This is a genomic window from Shewanella zhangzhouensis, assembly GCF_019457615.1.
GTDB classification, from domain to species: Bacteria; Pseudomonadota; Gammaproteobacteria; order Enterobacterales; family Shewanellaceae; genus Shewanella; species Shewanella zhangzhouensis.
The window spans coordinates 2,470,785-2,494,797 of record NZ_CP080414.1 but is presented as its reverse complement, the minus strand read 5'-3'; the positions used below and the strand labels follow the sequence as shown (position 1 = coordinate 2,494,797).

At 54.3% G+C, this 24,013-nt stretch carries 14 protein-coding genes; 2 read left to right on the top strand and 12 right to left on the bottom strand.

The genetic code is table 11. From position 1 onward, the window contains the following. Window positions 1-66 precede the first annotated feature (66 nt). The 11 genes from K0H63_RS10750 to rmuC all read right to left on the bottom strand — a co-directional run bounded on the left by K0H63_RS10750 (window position 67) and on the right by rmuC (window position 20,927). Window positions 67-1,788, bottom strand: a complete 1,722-nt coding sequence (locus K0H63_RS10750) for an AMP-binding protein (protein ID WP_220064682.1) — start codon at window positions 1,786-1,788, stop codon at window positions 67-69. A gap of 257 nt (window positions 1,789-2,045) precedes the next feature. Continuing rightward, entirely contained in the window at window positions 2,046-3,056 is a 1,011-nt protein-coding gene (locus tag K0H63_RS10745) for a D-alanine--D-alanine ligase (RefSeq protein ID WP_220064681.1), read from the bottom strand. A gap of 99 nt (window positions 3,057-3,155) precedes the next feature. Further along, complete coding sequence (gene recD / locus K0H63_RS10740; protein WP_220064680.1) at window positions 3,156-5,051, bottom strand: exodeoxyribonuclease V subunit alpha; 1,896 nt, start codon at window positions 5,049-5,051, stop codon at window positions 3,156-3,158. Further along, window positions 5,048-8,707: an exodeoxyribonuclease V subunit beta gene (recB, locus tag K0H63_RS10735; protein ID WP_220064679.1), complete on the bottom strand. Its 3,660-nt coding sequence runs from the start codon at window positions 8,705-8,707 to the stop codon at window positions 5,048-5,050. Before recB ends, recD begins: the two co-directional genes overlap by 4 nt. A gap of 1 nt (window position 8,708) precedes the next feature. Further along, window positions 8,709-12,218 (bottom strand): exodeoxyribonuclease V subunit gamma, encoded by a 3,510-nt coding sequence (recC, locus tag K0H63_RS10730; protein ID WP_220064678.1) that lies wholly within the window; start codon window positions 12,216-12,218, stop codon window positions 8,709-8,711. Between the two features lie 111 nt (window positions 12,219-12,329). Then, a complete protein-coding gene (locus K0H63_RS10725) occupies window positions 12,330-14,396 on the bottom strand; it encodes a transglutaminase TgpA family protein (protein WP_258405569.1) in 2,067 nt (688 codons plus the stop codon). Further along, on the bottom strand, window positions 14,396-15,424 hold the full coding sequence (locus K0H63_RS10720; RefSeq protein WP_220064676.1) for a DUF58 domain-containing protein: 1,029 nt from the start codon (window positions 15,422-15,424) through the stop codon (window positions 14,396-14,398). Before K0H63_RS10720 ends, K0H63_RS10725 begins: the two co-directional genes overlap by 1 nt. After that, the gene (locus K0H63_RS10715) at window positions 15,424-16,353 is read right to left on the bottom strand and encodes an AAA family ATPase (RefSeq protein ID WP_220064675.1); all 930 of its coding nucleotides are present in this window, start codon (window positions 16,351-16,353) and stop codon (window positions 15,424-15,426) included. Before K0H63_RS10715 ends, K0H63_RS10720 begins: the two co-directional genes overlap by 1 nt. 32 nt (window positions 16,354-16,385) lie before the next feature. Continuing rightward, entirely contained in the window at window positions 16,386-17,174 is a 789-nt protein-coding gene (locus tag K0H63_RS10710; protein ID WP_220064674.1) for an EAL domain-containing protein, read from the bottom strand. Window positions 17,175-17,428: 254 nt separating this feature from the next. Then, window positions 17,429-19,345, bottom strand: a complete 1,917-nt coding sequence (locus K0H63_RS10705; protein ID WP_220064673.1) for a transglycosylase SLT domain-containing protein — start codon at window positions 19,343-19,345, stop codon at window positions 17,429-17,431. A 19-nt stretch (window positions 19,346-19,364) separates the two neighbouring features. Further along, window positions 19,365-20,927: a DNA recombination protein RmuC gene (rmuC, locus tag K0H63_RS10700; RefSeq protein WP_220064672.1), complete on the bottom strand. Its 1,563-nt coding sequence runs from the start codon at window positions 20,925-20,927 to the stop codon at window positions 19,365-19,367. 174 nt (window positions 20,928-21,101) lie between these two features. On the opposite strand from rmuC, the gene msrP reads away from it, so the two are divergent. Both msrP and msrQ read left to right on the top strand, forming a co-directional pair. Next, on the top strand, window positions 21,102-22,121 hold the full coding sequence (msrP, locus tag K0H63_RS10695) for a protein-methionine-sulfoxide reductase catalytic subunit MsrP (protein ID WP_258405568.1): 1,020 nt from the start codon (window positions 21,102-21,104) through the stop codon (window positions 22,119-22,121). Continuing rightward, complete coding sequence (gene msrQ, locus K0H63_RS10690; RefSeq protein WP_220064671.1) at window positions 22,121-22,747, top strand: protein-methionine-sulfoxide reductase heme-binding subunit MsrQ; 627 nt, start codon at window positions 22,121-22,123, stop codon at window positions 22,745-22,747. The genes msrP and msrQ overlap by 1 nt, the downstream gene beginning before the upstream one ends. On the opposite strand, the gene K0H63_RS10685 is transcribed toward msrQ, so the two are convergent. Continuing rightward, a complete protein-coding gene (locus tag K0H63_RS10685; RefSeq protein ID WP_220064670.1) occupies window positions 22,700-24,007 on the bottom strand; it encodes a GGDEF domain-containing protein in 1,308 nt (435 codons plus the stop codon). The two genes, msrQ and K0H63_RS10685, sit on opposite strands and share 48 nt — an antisense overlap. Between the last annotated feature and the right edge of the window lie 6 nt (window positions 24,008-24,013).

Below are 24,013 nucleotides of genomic sequence, written 5' to 3'. Positions count from 1 at the left end.
TTTAATGACAGCAAAAAGGCCTGAACTTGGTTCAGGCCTTTTTTTATTGCGATGGACATAATCAGATCAGCGATTGATGTCCTGATAAAGCTCTTCGTACATGAGTTCCCGCATCCGGAATTTTTGCAGTTTACCTGTGACTGTCATCGGGTAACTGTCAACAAACTTGATGTACCGTGGCACCTTGAAGTAAGCCACTTTTTCGGTGAGGAAGTGGCGAATTTCCTGCTCGTCCAGATTGGCGCCCGGGCGCAGCTTGATCCAGGCGCAGACCTCCTCGCCATACTTATCGCTTTGCACCCCGAATACCGCAGCATCCTGCACCTGTGGGTGGGTAAAGAGCTTCTCTTCGATTTCCCGGGGATAGATGTTCTCGCCGCCGCGGATGATCATGTCTTTTATCCGGCCGACAATGCGCACATAGCCGTGCTCGTCCATCACGCCCAAGTCACCTGAGTGCAGCCAGCCTTCGCTGTCTATGGTGTCGCGGGTTTTGGCGTCGTCATTCCAGTATCCCAGCATCACACAATAACCCCGGCTGCACACATCGCCCGGTTCACCAATGGGCTGGGTTTTGCCAAAGACATCGACGATTTTCACCTCGGTATGGGCGAGTGCCCGGCCAACCGTGGTGACCCTGAGCTCCAGCGACGAGTCGATTTCGGTGAGGTTGTTGATGGGGCTGCATTCGGTTTGACCGTAACCTATTACCACTTCCTGCATGTGCATCAGGGTCTGTACCCGCTTCATCACTTCTTCCGGGCAGGTGGCGCCGGCCATCACGCCGGTGCGCAGGCTGGATAAGTCGTAGTCGCTAAAGTTGGCGAGCTCCAGCTCGGCGATAAACATGGTGGGCACGCCGTGGAGCGCGGTGCAGCGCTCTTTTTCCACGACGGCAAGTGTGGTGGCCGGGTCAAAGGCATCACCGGGGAAAACGGCAGTGGCACCCGTGGCAACACATACCAGATTACCCAGCACCATGCCGAAGCAGTGATAGAGCGGCACCGGAATACAAAGTCTGTCCAGATGACTGAAGCGCATTCCCTTGGCCACCAACATGCCGTTATTGAGGATATTGTGGTGAGACAGGGTCGCACCCTTGGGGTTGCCCGTGGTGCCTGAGGTAAATTGGATGTTGATGGGATCGAAGGGGGAGAGTGTGTCGCTTATTCCTGCAAGGTCGGCATATTCGGCATCGCTGCCGAGGCCACACACCTTATCAAAGTTAAGCATGCCCGGCGTTGCCTCACAGCCGGTGCGAATGACCAATTTCAGGTCCGGTAAGCGGCTTGATTGTAGCTGTCCGGCTTCGCAGTGGGCCAGCTCCGGCGCCAGTGATTGCAGCATCGCCAGATAATCACTGCTTTTAAATTTGTCATGGGTGATAAGGGCCTTACAGCCCACATTCACCAGGGCGTATTCCAGCTCTTCGGGGCGGTAAGCGGGATTGATACACACCATGATGGCGCCGATGCGGGCGGTGGCGAACTGGGTCAGGCACCATTCAATGTTATTGGGTGACCAAACTCCGACCCTATCTCCCGGACCAATGCCAAGTGCCAGCAGGCCTGTGGCCAATCGGTCGATTTCAGTCAGGTATTTTCGGTAGCTCCAGCGGATGTTCTGATGATGCATGACGATGGCATCATGGTCGGGATAGCGGTTGGCAATGCATTCAAGGTAGCGGCCTATGGTGTCCTGAATAAGTTCAGGGGTGTCACTGCCTCGATAATGGCTCTGGGTAAGTGGAAAAGGGGTGGGCGATGTGTGGTCTGAGGACATGTGCATAAAGCCTCCATGGCATTGCTTGTTGATTTGTCGTTATTGTTGTCGTTATTCCTGTTGTGCCGGTTTGCTGCCCATTCCTGAGTGGCCAAACCGGTGAACTCTGACTCTAGCCAAAAGGCGATGCCAAGGACAAGCGCCACAATGCCGCTTTATACTAAAGGCTAATACAATGATCTTGCGCGAAAAACACCATTTTAGATGCGATACGCAAATAAAAAAGCCAGCAAATCTGCTGGCTTGAATTTCAGGCTCTGGTATCAGCGCCCTTCGAGCTCCGCCAATATGGCCTGCTCCAGGAAGGTTGCAAAATCATGGCCGTGATGGGCCAGCATCTTCGGGAACATCGAAATCTGGGTAAGGCCCGGGAAGGTATTGATCTCGTTCAGCAGGATTTGATTGTCTTGTGTCAGGAAGAAATCAATGCGCGACAGGTGGCGCAGCTTCATGCCTTTAAAGGCCCGCACCGCATAGTCACGAATGGCAGCAACGGTTTCTTCGTCCACATTTGGTGCTTCCACATGGGTGATAGCCTGACTCTTGGTGTCGTATTTTTCTTCGAAGCTGTAAAAGGTGTTGGCGGCACAGACGATTTCGCCGGGGCGGGTCGCCACGATTTCGCCCTCATACTCATACACAGCCACTTCCAGCTCTCTGGCCTTGATGGTTTTCTCTACCACTACGAAGGGGGCGTATTCGAAGGCCTTGCAGACAAGCCCTGGAATATCCTCACGGCGATGGGCAGGGAAGCAGCCCACCGATGAGCCCTGACTCGCGGCCTTGATAAACACGCTGCCCCATTCATCAAACGCCGCTTCCACCCGGGCGATGGCTTCATCGCTTGGCTCATCAAGGTACAGATAAGGCGTATTGGGGATGCCGAGGGCACTGAACCACATTTTGGCGGTGATCTTGTTAAAACAGTTGCTGGAGGCCTCCGAGCCACAGCCAAAATAGGGCAAGCGGATAAGGTTAAACCAGGACTGAATATCGCCGGTTTCACCGGGGTAACCGTGGATGCAGGGAATGACGTAATCCACTGGCCAGGGCGCTTTTGCCTCGTCGGCAAAACGTATTTCACGGCGGTTGGTCAGCTCTACAATCTCGCCTTCGCGGGTGCGGTATTGGCCTTCAGCGGTCAGCTCAAGCCACAGGGTATTGAAACGGGGCAGGGTAGCCAGGCACGACTCGAAGTATTTGGCCGAAAGCAAAGAGATCTCGTGTTCGCTGCCACCGCCACCACAGAGCAGCACCAGATTGTATTTGTTCATCTTGTCTCCAAAAGACGTAAAACCGGCGTAAAGACTTTTCCCGGCAAAAGGAGCAGTGTAATGAGCCCGCGTAGGGGGCGCAAGGAAGATGACTGAGATTTAATGCTCATGCCACAAGCGCTCTGCCAGCCCCGACGCCCGCTCGGTACGACGCTCAGTTGCGGCCTCAAACAGTGTCTCTGTCCCCAGGCAGGTAAACTTCGACTTGGCCCGGGTAATGGCGGTGTAAATCAGCTCTCGGCCAATCAAACTCTGTTGTGAGGGGGTAGGCTGTGGCGGCAGGGACAGCGCTACCGAGGCAAATTCACTGCCCTGACTCTTGTGCACTGTCATGGCGTAGCAGGTATCGTGTCCTGGCAGTCTTGCCGGCAGGACTTTAAGTACCTGCCCATCACTTTGAATAAAATGAGCCATCAGACGCTGGTTGTTCCCCTCTACCGGGAGCAGTATGCCAATGTCGCCGTTAAAGAGCCCAAGACTGTAATCGTTACTCTGGATCATGACCGGACGCCCGGCATAAAACTCCTGGCTTGGCTGTATCAGCCCGGCTCTGGCAAGGGCAGCGGTGACGGCCCTATTGATACCTTCAACGCCATACTCGCCGTTTTTCATGGCGCAGAGCACGCGAAATTCATTGTACTTTTGCAGTATGGTTTTCGGGTCGGCCTGCTGTTTCATCGCCTGTAAATACTCGCTGTAGGCGGATTTGGCGAGTTGCACCAGGGCTGCGAGCCCATCACTGTTGTCGCCGGAGATCCAGCAGAGCTCGGCATAGTTCTTGTGCCAAACCGCAGCGACTTTCTCTTTGTCGCCTTCATTTACCGCCATGGCGAGCTGACCAATACCGGCATCTTCGGCAAATCTGTGGCTGTGGAGCAGTCGGCACAGGTTATCGCCAAGCCCGGGGGCGTCTGCGCTGTGAGCAAGCCTTGTACCTGCCAGCGCCTCGATGCGTGCAGTTTGTACCGCGCTGTAGCGGTAGCCCTGGCGCGCGCCTTCACAAATATCCGCTAGCACAGCGCCGGCTTCCACTGAAGCCAGCTGGTCCTGATCGCCCAGCAAAATTAACCGGGCGTGGCTTGGCAGGGCATCGAGCAGGCGGTCCATCATGGGCAAATCCACCATGGAGGCCTCATCCACCAGCAATAGGTCCAAATCCAGCGGATTGTCTCTGTGGTGGCGGAATCTGTGGTTGCCGGGTTGATAGCCAAGCAGACGGTGAAGGGTCGAGGCATCTTCCGGCAGGTTTTCAATGGCGCCCTGGGATATGAGGGGCGAGTTTAACTCCTGCGCCAGACGCTGCTTGCTGGCCTTGATGGACTCCGACAGCCTGGCCGCCGCCTTGCCCGTGGGGGCTACCATGCGGATATTCAGGGAAGACGACAGTGACAGGAGCAAAAGCAACTTGGTTACCGTGGTGGTTTTACCCGTGCCCGGGCCACCTGTGATGACAGTCAGCTGTTTTCCTGCGGCGGTGGCCACCGCAATTTTTTGCCAGTCGATGGCCTCCTTGCCTGCCCCAAAGAGCGCCTCCAGCAGCGCCGCCGTGTGGGGATGCGTACCAAACTCAGTACCTGCCATGGCGTTAAGCCGCGCCGCTACCCGGCTCTCAAAGCCTTGATAGCGCTTAAGGTAGAGACGTTTACCCTCTAAAATCAGCGGCTTGTTTTCATCCGGGGTGCCAACGGCATCGAGATTGGCAACGGCACGCAAAAGTGCTGGGTAATCAGCCAGAATGCGCAACTGCGCCTGACGTGTGCCCATTGGGTTGGCGAGCATCAATGCGCTTAAATCAAGACAGGGATGCTGACGGGAAAGCTGCCTTGAGACCAAAACGCACATCAGCAGCATCAGCGGCGAATCGTCATTGTGAAGCTCTGCCATCTGCAGGGCAAAGTGGCGGTCCAGTGATGACAGCTCTCCCTGTGATTGCCACAGTTTCAGCTGATCTTTGAAGGCTTCGCTGCTGCAGGGCTTGCCTGAAAGTTCAATCATAGCCGGATCTCCTGACCTTCAAACAAGGCGTCCAGCGCTTGGATCAATAGCTTGGGGGGCTTGTCAAAATACACGCCCGTACCGGGAGATGAGGCCGACATGCCCCTCAGGAACAGGTAAAAACAACCGCCAAAATCGTTGTCATAGTCGTAGTTCGCCAGCCGGCTTCTCAGCAGTCGGTGCAGCGCCAGGGTATAGAGCAGGTATTGCAAATCGTAGTGATGATCCCGGATTGCAGTGTGCATGGCGTCCCTGTGATAGTGACCGAGGGTATCACCCAGATGATTGGACTTGTAATCGGCGATGTAATAGCGGCCGTCATGGCTGAAGCAAAGGTCGATAAAGCCCTTTAGCATGCCGTTAAGGGTATCGAACCCAAAGTCACAGCGATAACCATAGAGTGCCAGCAAATCCCCCAAAGCCCCGGGCTTAAGTCGGGTGACAGGCAAGTAAAACTCCATTTCAACCAGCAGGTTGGCAGGTGACAGGGCGCCGAGTGCAAACTGGCCTTTGTCATCCTGAAGTGCCGCCTGCATCAGATCCTGATACCAGGCATCCAACACGGGTTGCCACAGGCTTTCGATACCAAAATGGGCCATGGCATCGGGCAGCACTTCGGGCAAGGTTTCGGCCACTGCATCAAAGCGGATAAGCTCCAGTACCTGGTGCATAAAGCTGCCGGCATTGGCGCCACGGGGGAAAGAAAAACGGCTCAGTGCCGCGGCATCCTGAGATTCTGACTGTTCAAAGGGAAGCGGCAGCTCCAGCACTGAAAACGACTCATCGCCGGCGCCTGGAATGGCGGGGACCGTGGTTTCTTCGTTGGTCCAGACGGCATCACTATGATGTTCTGTATGGCCAGCTCCCTGGGCAATCAGCGCCGAATAGCTGCCAACGCGCCACGCTTCTTCGCCAATTCGGTTTGGGGTTCGCGCTCTTGGCGGCTCGGTGCTTGCAGGCTCTGCACTTTCAAGGGGCGTCAGATCATCTTGGATAATGTCCGCTACACCCATGATATCGCTGCCATTTGCATGGCTGCAGATGCGCTCTGCGGCCTGGCGCAGTGCGTTGATGTCGCAATCCTTGCTGTCGATGCCAAGCAAGAAGCCCAATGCGGTCTTGTGCACTTCACTGCTTATCCCGGCTTTGAGCATGCGGCTGTGATTGGCAAGCCCCAGACGACAGCCGTACACAGGGCGGGTGAGCGCCACATACAGCAAACGCAGATCTTCACCCAGACGTTCGGCATCATAGCATTCGACGCCTTCATCGGTTTGCAGCAGGTCCCACACCAGCCTGTCATCCTTGTGGTAGACAAGTGGCGAAGGCTTGCCGCGACTGTCTCTGGCCAGACTTAAAAAGGGGATATAACAGAGGCCGTATTCCAGCCCCTTACTTTTGTGGATGGTGACTATCTGTACCAGGTTTTGTTCGCTCTCGAGCCTCAGCTGCATGGCTTCGTCACTACCGGGGTCCAGCAGCGCCTGCTCAAACCAGCCGAGGAGCGCACTTATACCGTCGAGCGACGCCGCGGCCTGCTCGAGCAATTCGCACAGGTGGCGAAAGTCGGTCAGGCGCCTGTCGGCTTCGTTATCTCCCCCGAGGCGCTCAAGCAGTCGGGTGTCGTCGGCAAAGGCCATTAAGGCGGGCATGACACCCTGTTTTTGCCAGCGCTGATGCCAGCGATCAAAACACTCCAGTGCCTGGCGACGGGCTTCCTCGTCCTGATTGAAGGCCGCTATCTCGCTGAGGGTCCAGCCCATCAGCCGGGTGGCCATGGCTGCACGAAGGCGTTTTTCATCCCTTGGCTGGGCAAGTGCGGCCAGCACATGCAGCAGCTCCGAGGCTTCCTTGGTGGCAAACACATTGTCCCGGGACAAAAACACGGCGCCGATATTGCGCCGGGTGAGGGCATCTTTGATAAATGCCGCTTCGTTTCTGTCTCTGACCAGCACGGCAATGTCTTTGGCCAAGAGCGGCCTTTGCTTGTCGGCAAGTACCGCACGGCCATTTGCCGCAAGACCGAGCAACTGGCCTATATGGGCAGCAGCATCTTCTGCCATCAGGGTTCTGGCCGTTTGTTTATTTAATCCCTTTTCGGGGTCTTCCCCAAGTAAGGCGATTTGCAGTGCAGGCCCCTGGGGCTTGCCATCAATCAGCAGCGTTTTGGCACCTTTATCGGAGGCTGCAACCGGCTCGAAGGGGATTTCATCACTTAAAAACACCCGCTCCCGGGCACTGAAGACGGCATTGACCGCCCGCACCATGGCGCTGGAAGAGCGGTAATTGGTCCCCAGACTATAGTGGGCCGCCGCGGTGCGTCTTGCCCCCAGATAGGTATGAATATCGCCGCCCCGAAAGGCATAAATGGCTTGTTTGGGGTCGCCAATCATCAGTAGCCCCTGAGCCTTTGGCTGCTGACGGTACAGGGCACTGAAAATGGCAAACTGCAGTGGATCTGTGTCCTGAAATTCGTCAATCAATGCCATGGGGAAACGGCTGGCTACTTCTGAAGATAGCCTGAGGGCGATATCCCTATCGATGTCGGACACAGGCACTGAGCCTGACCCCTGAACGCCAAGCGCTTTTGCCAGGTGTTTCAGCAGGTCATCGGGTGCCATGAGATTGCGTTCGGCCTTGAGGGCATCGAATCGTGCCTGTATCTCGTTTCTGGCAAGCACCAGGAATGCCGGTAACAGGTTTTCCTGCGCGTGCAGCAGCTCATCAATTTGCACCAGCAGCGAAAGTGTTTCAGGGCCCGGTAATTGCCCCCCTTTGTTGAGCTTGATATTGCCATAGGCGAGGGCCTGCATGGCTTTTTCTGGTGGCGAACCTTCACCGCGAAGCGCCCATGCCGTCATGGTATCCCAGTGTTTTTTAAGTTTGGGGAAACCATCTGCGGCCTTCCCGTAGCTCACGCCGTTAAGGGGCAATTGAGTGAGTGCGCTGAAGGTGTCTTCTGCCTGACGTTGCCAGGCCAGACGAAGCCTGGCGATTCTTGCACTGAATCCGCTGGCAAGCTCACTGAAATCATCCACCCGAATGTTGACGGCGGCATCTCTTGCCCCAAGCAGTGACTTAAGCTCTATCTCCAGCGCCCTGGGCGAGGCAAATTTTTCCTGTACCAGGGCCGCGATGTCTGTGCTCAGGGGATAACAGTGTGCGCGCCAGAAATCCGCGGCTGCCATGGACAAGAGTTCGCTGTCGTCCAGGGTAAATTCGCTTTCAAACAGGAGCGCAGACTCAAAGGCCATATCCGACAAAACCCGCTGGCAAAAGCCGTGGATGGTGTAGATGGCCGCTTCATCCAGGGTCTTGAGTGCCAGGTCCAGCTGCCTTAGGGCCAGCTGTCTGTCGGGGAGTGCGTCTAGAAGCTGAGTGAGAAATCTGTCTTCGCTGGGCTCGCCGAGGCAGAGGCGAAAGCCATCCTGAATTCGGCGTCTGATCCTGTCTCTGAGTTCACTGGTGGCGGCATTGGTGAAAGTCACCACCAGGATTTCTTCCACCTTGAAAGGACGCGGCTGGCCAATACCCAGCAAGAGGCGCAAATACAGATTGGCGATGGTGTAGGTTTTGCCTGTGCCGGCGCTGGCTTCAATCAGGCGTGCACCGTCAAAAGGCAGGGTAAAGGCATCCAAAGGCATTGAGGCTTGCATCTTATTCTCCCTGTCCCTGGTGCTTGACGTTGCCGGTCTGTATACCGATGTGCTCAGTACAGTCAGTGTTAGCCCAGTCAGTGTTGGCCTCGAGGCTCAATAGGGGCGGTATTGACGATGGGTTACTGACAAAGTCAGCAAGATCACCGAGTTTCCCCTTGTAGCAGCGGCCAAGGAGCGGCCGCCACAAACGCTCAGCGAGGACGGTGAACGCCGGTGTGGCGAAGCTTGCGGGAAATTCAAACAGGCGCTCGTTGTGGGGCTCAGCAATTTCGCCCATACCGTTGCCGTCATCCCATTTGGTACTGATTTCTGCCAAGGACTCTTCCGCACTTGCCCCTTCGGCGAGGGCCTCTATGTAGGTCATGGCTAGGGCAGGGATCAGTGGCGATGGCGTGTGCACGGCCTCGAAATAGTGGCTGATAAAATCCTCAAGGCTTGCCAGGGCGTTATCCGGCGTGAGGGGTAAAAAGGCATGGAAGTTACCCACATCCAACAGGAAACTGCTCTGCCGGTAACCTGAGGCGCACAGACAAAGGTGGCGCAGATACAACGCCAGCACATCTTTGGCCTTGGCGGTGCCCGGTCTTGCCACCAGGAGGCCTTTGGCAAAAACCTTGTCTATGGTGCCGACCAGTTTATGCCCTTTATTCAGGGCGAGGGAAATCCTCAGGCTTTGTCCCTCGGTCTCACCCATGATAAAGCGACATCGGTCGAGAATGGGCGCCAGATCCCGTTGGTAACTGGTAAAGAGCAGCTTGTCGAACGGTGCCATGGGTAAGGCCCCGGCCCCGGCAAGTCTGTCACACAGCGTATCCACCGCCTGCTGCTGCCTGACTTCATCTGCTTCCAGGGCGGCATTGAGCATCTTATCCTGCAGTTGGTAGCGCCCGAGGGCATCCACATCAAAGGGTTCGCTGTCATCCAGCGCATCGAGTCTGTGGCTTAAGTCGAGCCTGAGTCGTCGCTGGCAGAAAAAGCGTGCCGGATCCCGGTAGAAGCGGATGAGGGATGCAAGCTCCAGCATTTTTTGCTCATCTTCATCCACTTCGTCCAGCGCTGCATCGATAAAGGGTTTGGGCGGACGGTGTTCCTGCGGGCACCACTGGGCGGCAAAACTAGCAGTGATGTCCTGATGGGGCAGATACAGCCTTTGGTCGAAGGGTTGCAGCGGCTGCTGTTTAACCAAACGTTTAACCAGACTGCCCTGAGGGACATAAGCGCTCAGTTCACAGTAGTCCAGCAGCTCACTGACCAGCATGGATGGCAGGCGCTCGCTGTCGTCCCGTTCGCTGCGGCCAATAAAGCTGATGTAAAGCTGCTCCCTCGCTGACAGCAGGGCTTCCAGAAACAGGTATCTGTCGTCCAGACGCCGGGAACGATCGCCCCGGCGTGCGGGCGTTTTCGCCATCAGATCGAAGCCCACGGGATGCTGCACCCTGGGGTAAATGCCTTCATTCATGCCAAGCAAACACACCACGTTAAAGGGAATGGATCGCATGGGCATCAGGGTACAGAAATTCACTGAGCCAGCCAGAAAACGCTGCCCGACCCGGGCATCGGTGAGTTTGCTGGCAAGGGTTTGGCGGATAACCTCCAGTGAAATGTCGCTCAGGTTGCTTTCGCTGCTTGCCGACGATTGGAGGGCTTTTTGGGTATCACTGAGGGTTTCCCGTATAAGATTCAGCTCTTCCTGATATTCCGGCAGCGGCGCAAACAGGGTCTCTGTGAGGCGGCTAAGCTCCGCAAACTTGAGCACAAGGCTATCGGCGGCAGCAAAACGTGCTGCAAATTCATCGAGATGCTCAATAAAGTCCAGCAATTTACCTATACACTGGGCTTGCTGGCCCTCAACACCCGCAAATGGAAGGGTACCGTGATAAAAATCCCCTTCGTCGCCCAGGGAAAAGCCCAGCAGCAATCGGCGGATGCCAAAGGCCCATGAATGCTTGTCAAAAGCGGGTAAGCCGAGTCTTTCCCGGCTTTGGGCATCCCGCCCCCAGCGTACGCCAGCCTCACTGAGCCAGTTACCGAGACGGGAAAGCTCTTCCTCATCCAGTTTAAATTTCGCCATCACCGCAGGAATTTCCAGCAAGCCGAGAATTTCCGACAAGCCAAAGCGGCTGTGATTGATGTCCAGCAAGGTCAGGAAACCGTGGATCAGGGGGGATTCCTCTACCGCACCCCGATCGGCGATGGCGTAGGGGATGTAGTGTTCGCCCCTGCGGGAAGCAAACACGGCATCAATAAAGGGCGCGTAAGCGGCAACATCGGGCAGCATCACCACTATGTTTTTGGCACAGAGCGTGCCCTGACTGTCTGACAGCAGACCAAGGAGGTGGTCGTGCAGGGTTTCGACTTCCCGAAGCGGGCTGTGACAGCTTCGCAGGACCAGGCTGTGATCCTGCTCATCCAGCAGAAACTTGCCCTCGTTGGATTGATAGCGGGCCAGATCCGCACAAAGCGGCGTTCCTGCGACTTCCATATCCAGAATATCGTTTTGCAACCTGCCCAGGAGATGGCTGCCATCGTTCTCTTCATAGCCACTGTCGTCCAGGGTGAAATGCTCGGGCGGCAGCGAGAGCACCAAATCAAGCAGCTCCCGACCCATTTTGCCGTTGGCTGCGAGCAAGGGGTTGCCCACTTCGAGGGTTTCTTCCCAGTGCTCCGGCAGCATCTTGTGGGCTTTGTATTTCAGCGCCAGCTTGGCCCTGAGTTTGCTGTCGACTATGTCACCCCAATATTGGCGGCAGGGACTCAGGCTCAGCATGGTCACAGGAATGCGGCTGCCAAGGGCGTAAAGCACTTCCAGGGTTTGGGGTGGCAAAGATGAAATACCAAAGACATAGAGCCGCCTGGGCAGAGCACTGATATCTGTGGTTGGGTTTGACAGTGCTGCCACCAGTGCCTGATGTAAATTGGCGCGGTGCCAATGGCTTTGCCCCAGTTCATCCCGGTTGTATTGCACCAAGGCGCGCCATAGCATAGGTTGCCACAGACAATTATCGGGCAGGGTAGCTTCTTGCGTCAGCGGGCTACCGATTGCACTGAGACTGTTTTCACCCTGTTCCCATGCCACTATCCAATCGGGGCGGTAAACCAGATACTGGTCGAAAATGTCCGCAACCCGGCTCGCCAGTTGAAACAATTTTAGCGGAGAGTCACTGCTTAAATAGTCCCGCAGTGGCTCGAAATGGGGCATATTAATCAGTCTTGGCAGCAGTGCCATCAACTTCCAGGTCATGGCATCCTTGGTAAAGGCGTTTTCCTTGGGAACTCCCGGCAACAAGGCATAACAGAGTGACCAGATAAAATTCGAAGGCAGAGGGAAGCTCAAGGCGGCGGCGATGCCATTGTGGGCTGCAATTTCCAATCTCAGCCAGGTCGCCATACCTGGGCTTTGTACCAAAATCTGGTCAGATGCCAGCACATTGCCTGATGCCTGATTAAGTTCGTCTGCCAGGCGTTTTGCGAGGCGCTCCATGTGATTGGACTGAACGAGTGTGAACATGCTATCCCTTTGATAAATGCGTCCCCAAGGAAGGGCCTTGCTGCCGGGAGCGATAAAAGCTACCTAGCGCAAAGAAAACTCATTGTATGAGACTGACTTAGCCCATTCAACTCAGTCAGGGCTGGCCGCTGAAATTTTGCCTTGTTTACGGATACGTCTGGCAAGGACACGGCTTTCTTTCACAAAGCGTTGCAGTGCCCTCGGGCTTGGTTTGTCACTGCTATACCTCAGGTGACAGAACTGCTGGGCCCAGCGGATAAGGTCGGCCGCCAGTAGCGGAATCACTGCGCCCACACGGGCCGCATAATCCCCGGGGCCTTCGGAAATCTCCCGTGGCAGCCCAATAGATGTCAGGGACTTTTCAATCCGTGCAAATGCCATAAGCAAGGGTGGTTGCCTGCTGGGTAATCTCAATATGCCCGCCTGCCAGGCCACAAACAGCAAGATGACACCACTTATCCCCAATACAAACAGGATAAGGCGGGCGGGTTTAAGGCCGCCAAGCAGACGGTTTAACAAACCTTCCCTGCGTTCATTGTCAAAACCCAGCACCCACACACTCCAGTAATAATCAATACTGGCCAGTTGCAGCCTGAGGTTATTCAGCCAGGGGATCTCTTTTAATCTGTGTCCGCTGAACAGATTTTCCGCCAGGTAACTCTCATCCGGGTTGAAAGTGGCATCAAAACCATCGAGGATACGGGAGGGGGCTATCATGGCGGTGGGGTCCACCCGAACCCAACCCTGGCCTTCAAACCAAACCTCACTCCAGGCGTGGGCCATATACTGATACACGCTGACATAACCTGCCCCGGGGTTCAGCTCGCCGCCCTGATAACCCGAGACAAGGCGCGCCGGGATTCCTGCGGCTCTGGCCATAAAGGTCAGCGCGGTGGCGTAATGCACACAAAAACCTTGTTTATTGTCAAACAGGAAATCATCTATCTGAGCGGTGCCCACCGGTGGTGGTGACAGGGTGTAGAAATAGGCTTCAGTACGAAACCTTGTCATCAGCCTTTGAATAAAGTCTTGTGGTGAATCGCTTTCGGCCTTGAGCTGACTCACCAGATCGCGGGTACGGGGATTAATGCCATCGGGAAGCGAAAGATTAAGGCGTTTCACACTGTCTGGGAGCCTTGAGTCCATCCGGGCATCAAAGGCGCGGGCCCGGTACTGAAAGCGTCCATCCAGAGGCCTTAATGCAAAAAGGCGATAGTCGGGCAGGTTAACCACGCCCGGCGTATCTGAATAGGCCACATCCAAACCGAACAGCCATCGCTGACCACTTGGTTCGGCGATGACCTCGTAACTCAATGGGGCTTTCCGGGGACGGTTTGTCGTCTGTGGTGGTTCGTCCGCGGGCGCGGCGCGGCCGCTGCCCAGTAAAAACGCTTCCCGCTCTAGGCGTTTTATTCCGCTGTGTTGGCGCCAATGGGACCCATCGTAGTCTTCCATCACCAGCGCGCGCCAATAAAGCTCAGGATTGGCTGGCACCTGACCATCGAATCTGGCTCTGAATGCCAGCGCATCGGATTGGGTCAGTTTACTGATGTCGCCAAATCCGACTTCATTTCCAAGGCCCGTGATACTGCTCTTGAGGCTGGGTACCATCCAAAGTGGTGGCAGGCGTGGCAACACCAAAAACAGCAGTATGGCCAATGGCAGGCTTTGCAGTACCAGTTTGATTGCGAGGGCATCGCGCTTGCCTCCGGGGTCGCGATAAAGAGTCAGCAGAGACTGGGTGTTAAGCCAAAAGAGTGCCAGCGCGAGTGCCATGGCACCAATCCCCTGATTATCAATGAGGTTGATGGCAATCAGGAAATAGCCCACCAGAATCACAGTGCGCACATCTCGCTTACCCAATATTTCGATGGTTTTCAGTGAGTAACCGAGGATTAGCAGGTTCATCAAGGCATTGAGAAAACCTATCTGTTTGCCAACCAACGCCAGTGTGACGGCAGAGGCAATGCCAAGCCCTGTGACCAAAAGACGAGGTGGCCGCGCGACGCGGCCGTAGAAAATCCCAACCCGCCAAACCAGACAGATGGCACTGATGGCAAGGGTCCATGGGGTCGATTTATCGGCAAGGGGGGCTATGAGGGCAAAGTGAGTCAGCAGCAACCAAAAGAGGGTACTGCGGCCGATGATTTCTGCGTGGTGTTTGGTGGAAGGTCCCATCACTCATGTCCTTCCATGTGAGGTTGCGATTGAGTCCTGGCTTTCGGGCCAGATTCAGCTTCAGTTCCAGCCGTATTGGGACTTGGAGCACAATCGAAGGTGGCGATCGCTACCTGACAGGCCAGACGATGGGGGTCCCCGGAAGAGGGAGCAATGTTTACTCCGGGTAAACTGAGCCCAAAGATCTGTTGCCGACTACTCAGTTCATCCACCCAATAAGAGAGCACCGAGAGCCAGTGTTCCCGGCCCTCTGGCATCTGAAGGGGCAAACTCAACCAGCGTGGCGCGCCCTGGGGCATGGCAAAATCTTTGGATAACATGCCCCGTCCCTGTGCCAATTGTTTCCAGGCGACCTGTTTGAGGGATTCTCCCGGGATATAGCTCTTAAGCCCCTGATATTCATCCATGCCACTGACCAAAGAGCCTTGCTCATGGGTATCCCCGTCAGATTCTGGTATTTGAATAAGGGTATCCTGCCTGTGGGCGGCAAATACGGGGTGAGCGATGTCGAGATCAACCCAGGTCCAGGTTCTCATTAATCCAAGCGGGAAGCGGGACTCAACCTTCATACGTCCGGGGCTTAATATGCCGCGCTTCTTAGTGGGGATAGGAATGAGCACCTCGACAGGTGTGGTATTGGCCGACGCATACACAGGCTTGATGTCGGGATAGGCGAGGGCGATTTGATGGGCATCTCTTTGGGTACTTAGCTGTAATGGCATGGCGAGGGTTTCACCCGCGTAGATGGGAGGCAGTGTTAACCGCTTCAGGGTCAGGCCCTCGAGATTGCGATAGCTGTAAATAATGCAACTGACAAACAGGCTGACGAGCAGCAGACTGATGCCAATGATGAGATTGTTTTGATAATTGGTGCCCAGCAGATACAGCAAGGTGGTTAACACCAGCCAGGCAAGCCCAAAACCACTGGGTAAAATAAAGATCCCCTTGTGGCTGAGGGTTTGCTCCCGTGCGGGCGGTAAACGCCTTGCAAGGAATGGCTCCAGTCTGACAGATATACCCTTTGCCATCAGCGGATGGGATTCACGGCGCCAAGGACACGTTCGGCCAGACTTTGGCCCTGATGCTGGCTGCTGGCTCTGAGCCTGTGCTGTGCAACTGCCACAAACACAGCCTGCAGATCTTCCGGCACCATGAACTGGCGGCCACTGAGAAACGCCCAGGCTTTGCCACAGGCGAGCAGGGCCTTGGTGGCTCTGGGCGACAGGCCGTAGCCTTCACCCTGTGTGCGGGTTTCCTCTACCAATGCCAATAAGTAGTGCAGCACCGCATTTGAGCTGGTGATTTTGTCTACCTCTGCCTGAAGTTGCATCAAACCCAGTGGACTGATGCACTGGGGCAACGCTGAAGCCGGGTTTTCCCCTTGCCCTTTGAGCATGGCAAGCTCGGCTTCTTTACTCGGATACCCCAGGGATATTCGCATCATGAAACGGTCAAGCTGGGACTCGGGCAGGGGGAAGGTGCCCGATTGATCGGTGGGGTTTTGCGTTGCAATCACGAAAAACGGTTTGGGCAGTGGATGGGTATTACCATCGACCGTGATTTGACCTTCGGCCATGGCCTCCAGCAGTGCGCTTTGGGTCTTGGGGCTGGCGCGGTTAATCTCATCGGCAAGCACCATCTGGCGAAACAACGGACCTGGATGAAATACAAACTGGTTCATTGCCTTATCGTAGATGGATACCCCAAGGATATCGGCAGGCAACATGTCGCTGGTAAACTGAACTCGTTGATAAGTGAGGCCAAGGCTCTTTGCCATGGCCTGGCTGAGACTGGTTTTACCCATTCCGGGCAGGTCTTCAATCAGCAGGTGTCCGCGGGCCAGTACACAGCAAAGTGCCAGACGAATTTGCTTGGGTTTACCCAGCAGTACCCGTTGTAATTGGGCAATCAGATTTTCCAGTTCGGTGGCATTTTGGGCTGCGGTGTTTTCCTGCATCCTTTCATCCTCAGGGGGAACTCAAAGTCTTACTATGCGCAATTTTCGATAAGTGATCCAGCGTTACAGCCATCAAATGCCCGAAGAATCGACGCCGAAATAATTGCCTTGTCACCGGGTTGTAAGAACCTGTCTTGAAAGAGAAATCCCTGAGCCAGGTTGATGCCAAGCGAAGCCGCGTGCTGAAAGTGAGCCAGGGTTTCTATTCCCTCTATTACAGTGCCCTTGGCGGTGTTTCTGGCATAGGACACCAGCGAATCAAGCAAATGGGTATCCGTTGCCACATCTAACCGGCTTAGCCAATGGCGGTCGAACTTAACCCAATCAACTCGGGATAGCAGCTCCAGGGATAACATGGCATGGGGTGCCCCCACATCATCCAGCGCCACCTGCATTCCTGCACTTTGCAGAGAATTCAGCAGCTGTGACGCCATCAAGGCATCGTTAATGCAGGTATTTTCAATCAGTTCAATAACCAGCGTCTGCGGGTTTGTGGGCTGACTCAGTAAGGCCGACAGTGCGGTGCTCACAGGGCTTTGGGCTGCCAAACTGTGTGGATCCAGATTAAGATACAATGGCATGCCCCGAGGTGCGTGCTGCAGTTGGAATGTTTTTGCCGCCAGTTCAAGCTCTGCCAGCGCTTGCGGACGCTCATGCAGTACTTCAAATACCCTGTTCGGGGCAATGGCCTGGCCCTCGCTGCTGTAAAATCGTGACAGGGCTTCGTAGGCGACAGTGTTACCGGTAGCCAGGCAGATTAACGGTTGGTATTCACAGCCCATCAGAATGGGGCGGGGACATGGGGCAGGAAATGAGGTCATGGTGCACACCGGGATTTAAGTTAATGCAAATAAATCTCATTAACCTCAGCTTTGCAACCCCGATGTGACCTTTCTTTGCCTATTGTGAGCCGTATGCCGTAAATATATTCAGGGCTCTCAGCCGGCCGCTCTGATAACGGGTGACTTGTTCAGGGGACTGACACAAGGTAACTGGTAAAAGGGGCTCTTACAGGTGGACAGTTACAGGGGGACTGTTAAAAGGGAGCAGCCCCCCGATGCATAACTGGCTCGATTCAGTATTTGAACTTCATTTCAGCCTCGCTGAAAAGTGGGGTGGGATTTCCTTTGCGATGCTCGTAAATCAGCCGATAACTGAACACGGCCTGCACGTATTCACGGGTCTCGGTGAATGGGATGGATTCGATGAAGGACATCACATCCAGTTTACCCTCGCTGCGAGCAAGCCAGGCATTGACCCTCGAGGGGCCGGCGTTATAAGCCGCCGTTGCCAGCACCCGATTATTGTTGTAACGCTCGAGTAAGCTTGCGTAATAGGCGCTGCCCAGCTGAATATTCAACGCCGGTTCGTACAGCGACGCCTCACCGCTGTACTTTATGCCTTGTTTTTTGGCGGTTTGTTTGGCCGTGGCCGGCATCAACTGCATTAACCCCCGCGCACCCACAGCGGATTGCGCTATGGGGTTAAACGCGCTTTCACGGCGGGCGATGGCTCTCAGTTCTTCAGCGTTGAGCTTATGGTGTTTAGCGGCCCTGGCAAAACTCTGCTCTTCGGCGGGTGGGAAGCGCATACCCAAATCGTCCCAGAACTTGCCTTGAATAGACGCATCAACGGCGAGGGCGTACAGCCCATTTTCTACCGCCCAGTTGCCATATTTCGCCTTGCCTTCGGCATCTTCCCGGCCAAGCATTCCGAGCCATTCAACACGGGCCTGACGTGGCCGCTCCAAGGCCAGGAGCTCTTTTACCCTGGCCAGAGCGGGCTCTGTTCCCGGTATGAGATTGGCATCGGCGGCAGAGATTACATCGCTCGCTTTAACCTCATTGAGCGCAGGGGACATGCCTTTGGATTGGGCAGCATGAAATCCGTAGAAGCTTCTGTCGGCTGCAAGCAGCGCCGAGAGGGTGTCACTCAAGTCCGCGCTATTTTCGTACCTGAGGCGCCAATATTGCCAGCGCTCCTTGGCCGCGGTTTCACTGCTCAGCAGCGGCAGAAAACGCTTGATGGCATTTTCGTCACCATCCCGTATTGCCCAGCGCAGCCTGAGCTCAGTCAGGTCGTCCGATGCAAGGGGCGGCACATGTTTGTCGGCATAGCTCAGCAGTGACTCTTCTTGTCTGAGTAACACGCGGCGAACCATAAAGGCGTGCAGGCTTTGGGCCTGAACCTTGGTGAAACGGCCTGATTTTTCGTATTTACCCAGCAGTGACACGGCTTCTTTCAAATCTTTGCGTGCCAGCGCCTTGAGTCCCAACTCGACCATTTCGGCCATCACAGGCGCTTTGGCCTTGTATCTGTCCATGTGCCTGAGGTTTCGGGGATCCTTATACAGGGCAAGCAACTTTTGGGCTTCTTTGGGGTAATTGGTGACCTTTTGGGCCAGATAGCTCAGGAGTGACGCTTCCCGGGCTTCAAAGGCGAGGAACATACGACTCCAGATGAGCTCCTGGCTGCGATGCCCGGCTTTGGCCCATTTAATAAACAAGGGATCGCAGGCATCCGGCATTGAGCTGCCGTTTAGCCACAAGCGTCGGGCTCCTTCATAGGCGCGGGATTTTTCACCCCGGGCCAGTAACGCATGATAGTAGTGGCATTGGAGCACAGTATCTTTTGGCGTGTCCGGGCTGATGGTCAGAAAATCTTCCCAGCGAGCGCCCCTGGCGGCAGTGAGCAGGTAACGGTAGCGGGCGTTGCTATAAAGTGGCGTATTCTGAAACGCCTGAATAGCGGTCTTGGCCTTACTGCCCGGCAGCATCACCAGACTGTCGATTTGGGCATCAAAGTCGAGATAAAGGGCCAGGGGGTAATCATCCAGGCTTTTTCTCAACTTGGCATATTGGGCCTTATTACCTTCCCGCAAGGCTTTTTCCGCCTTGAGAAACTGTTGCCGATCATCCTTGATATCGGCAGACACCAGCGGGCTGATGAACATGAGCGATGTGAGACAAATGCCGTAAAACTGCTTCAGCATGGGGAAACGTCCTCCGTGATTACTGTCTCTGGTTAGTCAAATGTGGCACTGGCGTTGAACCATTGCCAGCCAGGGCGTCTGCTACAGCATCTTGGTTCTCACCCGCTTCCATGCTGTCGTCAAGCGCATTATCCAGCAATTGCTTGTCCAGTTGTTTACTGCTTTCAATGCCAAGCTGGCGCATTTGATGGGCTTGACGGATAAGATTACCTCTGCCGGTGGCAAGCTTACCCATGGCAGACTGATAACTCTTTTGTGCGGTGTCCAGAGCGCGACCTAACTTGTCCATTTCGTCCACATAAATACAGAGTTTATCGTAGATTTTGCCTGCGGCCCTGGCGATGTGCTGTGCATGCTGATTCTGATATTCGTATCGCCAGATATTATGAATTGTGCGCAGGGCGACCAGTAAATTGGTTGGGCTGGCAAGCATAATATTGTGTTCAAGGGCATAGCCCACCAGCCCCGGCTCCTGCTCAAGCGCCAATAAAAAGGCAGGCTCCACGGGAATAAACATCAGCACATAGTCCAGGGTTTTAAGGCCGTGGAGGTGTTGATAATCTTTTTGCGACAGCAGCTTGATATGGCTTCTGACCGACAGCACATGCTCCTTGAGAGCCTGGGCCTTATCGGCATCGTCGCTGGCGTTAAAATAGCGTTCATAGGCGGTGAGCGACATTTTGGCGTCTATCACCACGTCTTTTTCGCCCGGCAGGTGGACGATAACGTCGGGTTTAAATTTTTGTCCGTTCTCGGCCTTCAGCTCTTGCTGTGTGTGGTACTCGTGACCTTCACGCAGGCCGCTTTCGCTGAGTACCCGCTCCAGTATCACCTCGCCCCAGTTGCCCTGTTGTTTATTGTCACCTTTGAGGGCGTTGGTCAGGTTGATGGCGTCCTGGCTCATCTTCACATTAAGGGATGCAAGTTGTTCGAGCTGATGCTTGAGGCTGCTGCGTTCGGCCTGTTCTATTGAATAGGATTCATTGACCTGTTTTCTGAAACCGTCAATTTGTTGTTTGAGAGGGCCAATAACCGCATCGAGCTGCAATAAATTCTGCCCTTTTAGCTGTTCAGCTCTTTGTTCAAAAATTTTGTTGGCTAGATTTTCAAACTGCAACTTTAACCGGGCTTCAGCCGATTCCAGCAGGGCCAGCTTTTCTTCGAACGCCTGCCTTTCTGCGTCAAACTTGGCGCTGATGCTCTGTTGCATGGCGATAGCCTTGGCGGTTTCCAGCCGGGCTTCCATCAGCTGGCGATGGGTGTCGGCCAGCTTTTGCTCAAGTTCGGGTAACCGCTGAGCCTCGGCCTTGGCTTCACCGTAACGTTGGCTGACTTCTTCAATGCGGGTTTGAAAAAAGCTCAGTCGGTCTTCTTTGTCGTCGAGCTGATTTTTGTGTTCATCCAGTTGTGATTCCAGGGTGGTGATGGCGGCTTGATGCTGCTCGATGCGCAGTGCATCCAGGCTTTCCCAACGTTTACGGGTAAGGATCTGATTAATGAGCGCCCCGATCATCAGAAAAAGAAAACAAAGGGCGGAGATGGCTATCCATTGGGGAAGAGAAAAAAGGTCAAGCGGAGTCATGGTATTCCTTAAACCGGACTGATGGCGCTAAGCTTGGCATGGTCGAATACTGCCTTCAAGGGGCGTAAGAATGATAATTGGTCACCTGAAGAAAAAATCACGTATTACTGAAAGAAGTCAGACCTTACGGCTGTCTTGTTTAACAGCAGCCACCGAATTTTTAAGGAGTCTTAGGTGAAACGACGCAGAGTGACACGCCCATCGTGGCAACTGTCTGAGGCTGAGGTCACGCCGGAGCCTTTGTTCCGGGACCGCCGTGCCATCGTAAAAGCGTTGGGATTGGGTGCCATTGGCGCGAGCCTTCCCGGTGCTGTGCATGGCAGTATATTTGATGTGTTTTCAAAATCGCCCAAGCCTGTTTTTATTCAAGCGCCCCTCTCAGCAAGCAAGCCTGCGGCGTTTCAGGATTTATCTGAGCCCCTCACGCCGGAAAACAAGGTCATAAGTCACAACAACTTTTATGAGTTTGGTACCGCCAAGACTGACCCGGTCGAAAATGCTCAGGCATTTCAGGTCAATCCCTGGCGTTTGTTGGTAGAGGGCTTGGTGGATACGCCATTGCAGCTTGATTATGACGATCTGCTGCACAGTTTTGCCCTCGAGGAACGTATCTATCGACTGCGCTGCGTTGAAGCCTGGTCAATGGTGGTGCCCTGGATTGGTTTTCCACTGGCGGCGCTGTTAAAGAAGGCCGGTGTAAAAGCCGGTGCAACCCATGTTGCCTTTGAAACCCTGTACGATCCGGCGCAAATGCCGGGACAAAAAAATGCCTATGTGGGCGGTGGCATTCATTATCCTTATGTGGAAGGGCTGACACTGGCTGAAGCCATGAATGAGTTATCTCTTTTGAGTGTCGGGCTCTATGGTAAAACCCTGCCGCCCCAAAACGGGGCCCCGGTGCGTTTGGTGGTGCCTTGGAAATATGGCTTTAAGAGTATCAAGTCAATTGTGAAAATCCGGGTGATGAACAAGCAGCCACCCACAAGCTGGAATCAACTCGCATCCCACGAATATGGGTTCTACGCCAACGTGAATCCCAACGTGGATCACCCCAGGTGGTCTCAGGCTTCTGAGCGCAGAATAGGACCAGGCGGGCTTTTTTCTGCCGAGCGTATTGCGACACGCCTGTTCAACGGATACGAAGAACAGGTAGCGCATCTTTATAAAGACCTGGATTTGAAAAGGTACTTTTAATGCGATTAACCCCGGGACGATTATTTTGGCTCAAGTGTGTGCTGCATACGGGGTTTGTGTTGCCTTTGCTGTGGCTCGGATGGGGCGTTGCCTTTAACCAATTGGGCGGCGATCCGGTGCAGTACATTATTCATTTTACCGGTAAAGGCACGCTGCACGGGCTTATGCTGACACTGCTGATTACACCGCTCGCAAAACGCTTAAAAATGGGGCCGTTAATGCAAACCCGCCGTTTGCTTGGCTTGTGGACGTTTAGCTATGGTGTGTTGCATCTATTGGCCTTTGTCAGCCTGGATTTGCTGTTTGCCTGGAACATGTTGCTGACGGAAATTTTGAAACGCCCGTACCTGTTGGTGGGTATGGCAGGCTTGTTGATTTTAACCGCGCTCGCCGTAACCTCCCTAAGAAGCGTACAAAGGCGCATGGGGGCGCATTGGCAAAGGCTGCACAACTGGGTGTACTTAGTCGCCTTGCTTGCCCCCATACATTACCTCTGGTCGGTAAAATCTGAGATCATTGAGCCCAGCCTGTATTTGCTGCTTTGTCTGTGGCTACTGTGGCTGCGGCGTGACAAGTTGTTAAACACGGCCTTTATCCGCAAGGTTTTCAGCCCCCTGTCGAGCTGATTTGGTGTCACGGTCGCCGCGCTTACAGGCATACATGTTGCGATCGGCGACATTGATAAGCTCTTCTATGCCAGTACCATCCTGGGGATAGCAAGCCGCACCGATACTGACATCAATCAGCAGGTGGACATTGGCAAAATGAATGTCAAGGTGGAGTTTATCCAGCAGCTTTTTAATGACCACCTCCAGTTGCAAAGCGTGCTCTATGGGTTCGAGCCACACAATAAATTCATCTCCTCCAATACGGGCAACCATATCCGATTCGCGAAGGGTGTGGGAGATCCTCTGAGCAACAGTGACCAGTACATGATCGCCAATACTGTGGCCATAGTTGTCATTGATGGGTTTGAATTTATCAATATCGATAAACAGCAGCGCGCCTGTGCCATTGGTGCGGGCAAGGCGTTTCAGACTTTGCTCCAGTAATCGATGAAACGCATAACGGCTGTACACCCGGGTGAGCGAGTCATGTTCAGCTTCGTACTTTAATTTGTCTTTCTGCAGTTGCAGTACTTCGGTGCGTTTATTGACTTCATCCTGCAGCTTATCTCTGCTCACCGTAATTTGCTGTAACTCCTGTGTCATCCAATTAAAGTGTTTGGACAACTCGGTAAATTCGGAACCCGAATCTTCACATACACGCGTCTCCAAATTGCCTCTGGCGAGATCTTTTATCCCTGTTTCAAGGGAGAGCATTCCCCGTTTGAATACTGACATGGTCCTGAGATTGAACAGAATGACCGCTGACATCGACAGAAAAAGCACCACTGCAATTAATAGCAGCAGATACTGTTTGGAATAAAACTGCTCTTCTACCAGACGATGACGTATTTCCCCCATCTCATCTTGCATGGTTAGCAGAAGCGTGTTGAACCGCGCGTTAAGCATGGCGGCGGTTTCTACATTTTCTCTGGGGTCTGAGGGGTACAACTGCATTAACAGTTTCAGGTTTTGATTGGTTTTTTTGATGTGGCTCAGTAGCGGATTGTACTGAGCGTCCTTTTCGAGGAACCCAATTTGCTCATCCAGCAATTGGGTCAGTTCGCGCGCCTTGTCCAAGGCCTGTAAATCTTCGTAACGATTGAGCTGCCATAGTTCACCTGACATCCGGGACAGGGTGACCTGGGCCTGTTGATAGGAATAGCTGTGACGGTAACCACGCACATCCATTCCGACCAGATAGAGCAAAACACCCATCAGCAGAAACAGCAGAAGGCCTGATATCACCACGCTGAGTTTGAGTCGTTTGGAAAGTGTCATGGTTCA

Coding starts and splice junctions, on each gene's coding strand:
- K0H63_RS10750 (WP_220064682.1), bottom strand. CDS start 1,788: ATGCACATGTCCTCAGACCACACATCGCCCACCCCTTTTCCACTTACC.
- K0H63_RS10745 (WP_220064681.1), bottom strand. CDS start 3,056: ATGAACAAATACAATCTGGTGCTGCTCTGTGGTGGCGGTGGCAGCGAA.
- recD (WP_220064680.1), bottom strand. CDS start 5,051: ATGATTGAACTTTCAGGCAAGCCCTGCAGCAGCGAAGCCTTCAAAGAT.
- recB (WP_220064679.1), bottom strand. CDS start 8,707: ATGCAAGCCTCAATGCCTTTGGATGCCTTTACCCTGCCTTTTGACGGT.
- recC (WP_220064678.1), bottom strand. CDS start 12,218: ATGTTCACACTCGTTCAGTCCAATCACATGGAGCGCCTCGCAAAACGC.
- K0H63_RS10725 (WP_258405569.1), bottom strand. CDS start 14,396: ATGGGACCTTCCACCAAACACCACGCAGAAATCATCGGCCGCAGTACC.
- K0H63_RS10720 (WP_220064676.1), bottom strand. CDS start 15,424: ATGGCAAAGGGTATATCTGTCAGACTGGAGCCATTCCTTGCAAGGCGT.
- K0H63_RS10715 (WP_220064675.1), bottom strand. CDS start 16,353: ATGCAGGAAAACACCGCAGCCCAAAATGCCACCGAACTGGAAAATCTG.
- K0H63_RS10710 (WP_220064674.1), bottom strand. CDS start 17,174: ATGACCTCATTTCCTGCCCCATGTCCCCGCCCCATTCTGATGGGCTGT.
- K0H63_RS10705 (WP_220064673.1), bottom strand. CDS start 19,345: ATGCTGAAGCAGTTTTACGGCATTTGTCTCACATCGCTCATGTTCATC.
- rmuC (WP_220064672.1), bottom strand. CDS start 20,927: ATGACTCCGCTTGACCTTTTTTCTCTTCCCCAATGGATAGCCATCTCC.
- msrQ (WP_220064671.1), top strand. CDS start 22,121: ATGCGATTAACCCCGGGACGATTATTTTGGCTCAAGTGTGTGCTGCAT.
- K0H63_RS10685 (WP_220064670.1), bottom strand. CDS start 24,007: ATGACACTTTCCAAACGACTCAAACTCAGCGTGGTGATATCAGGCCTT.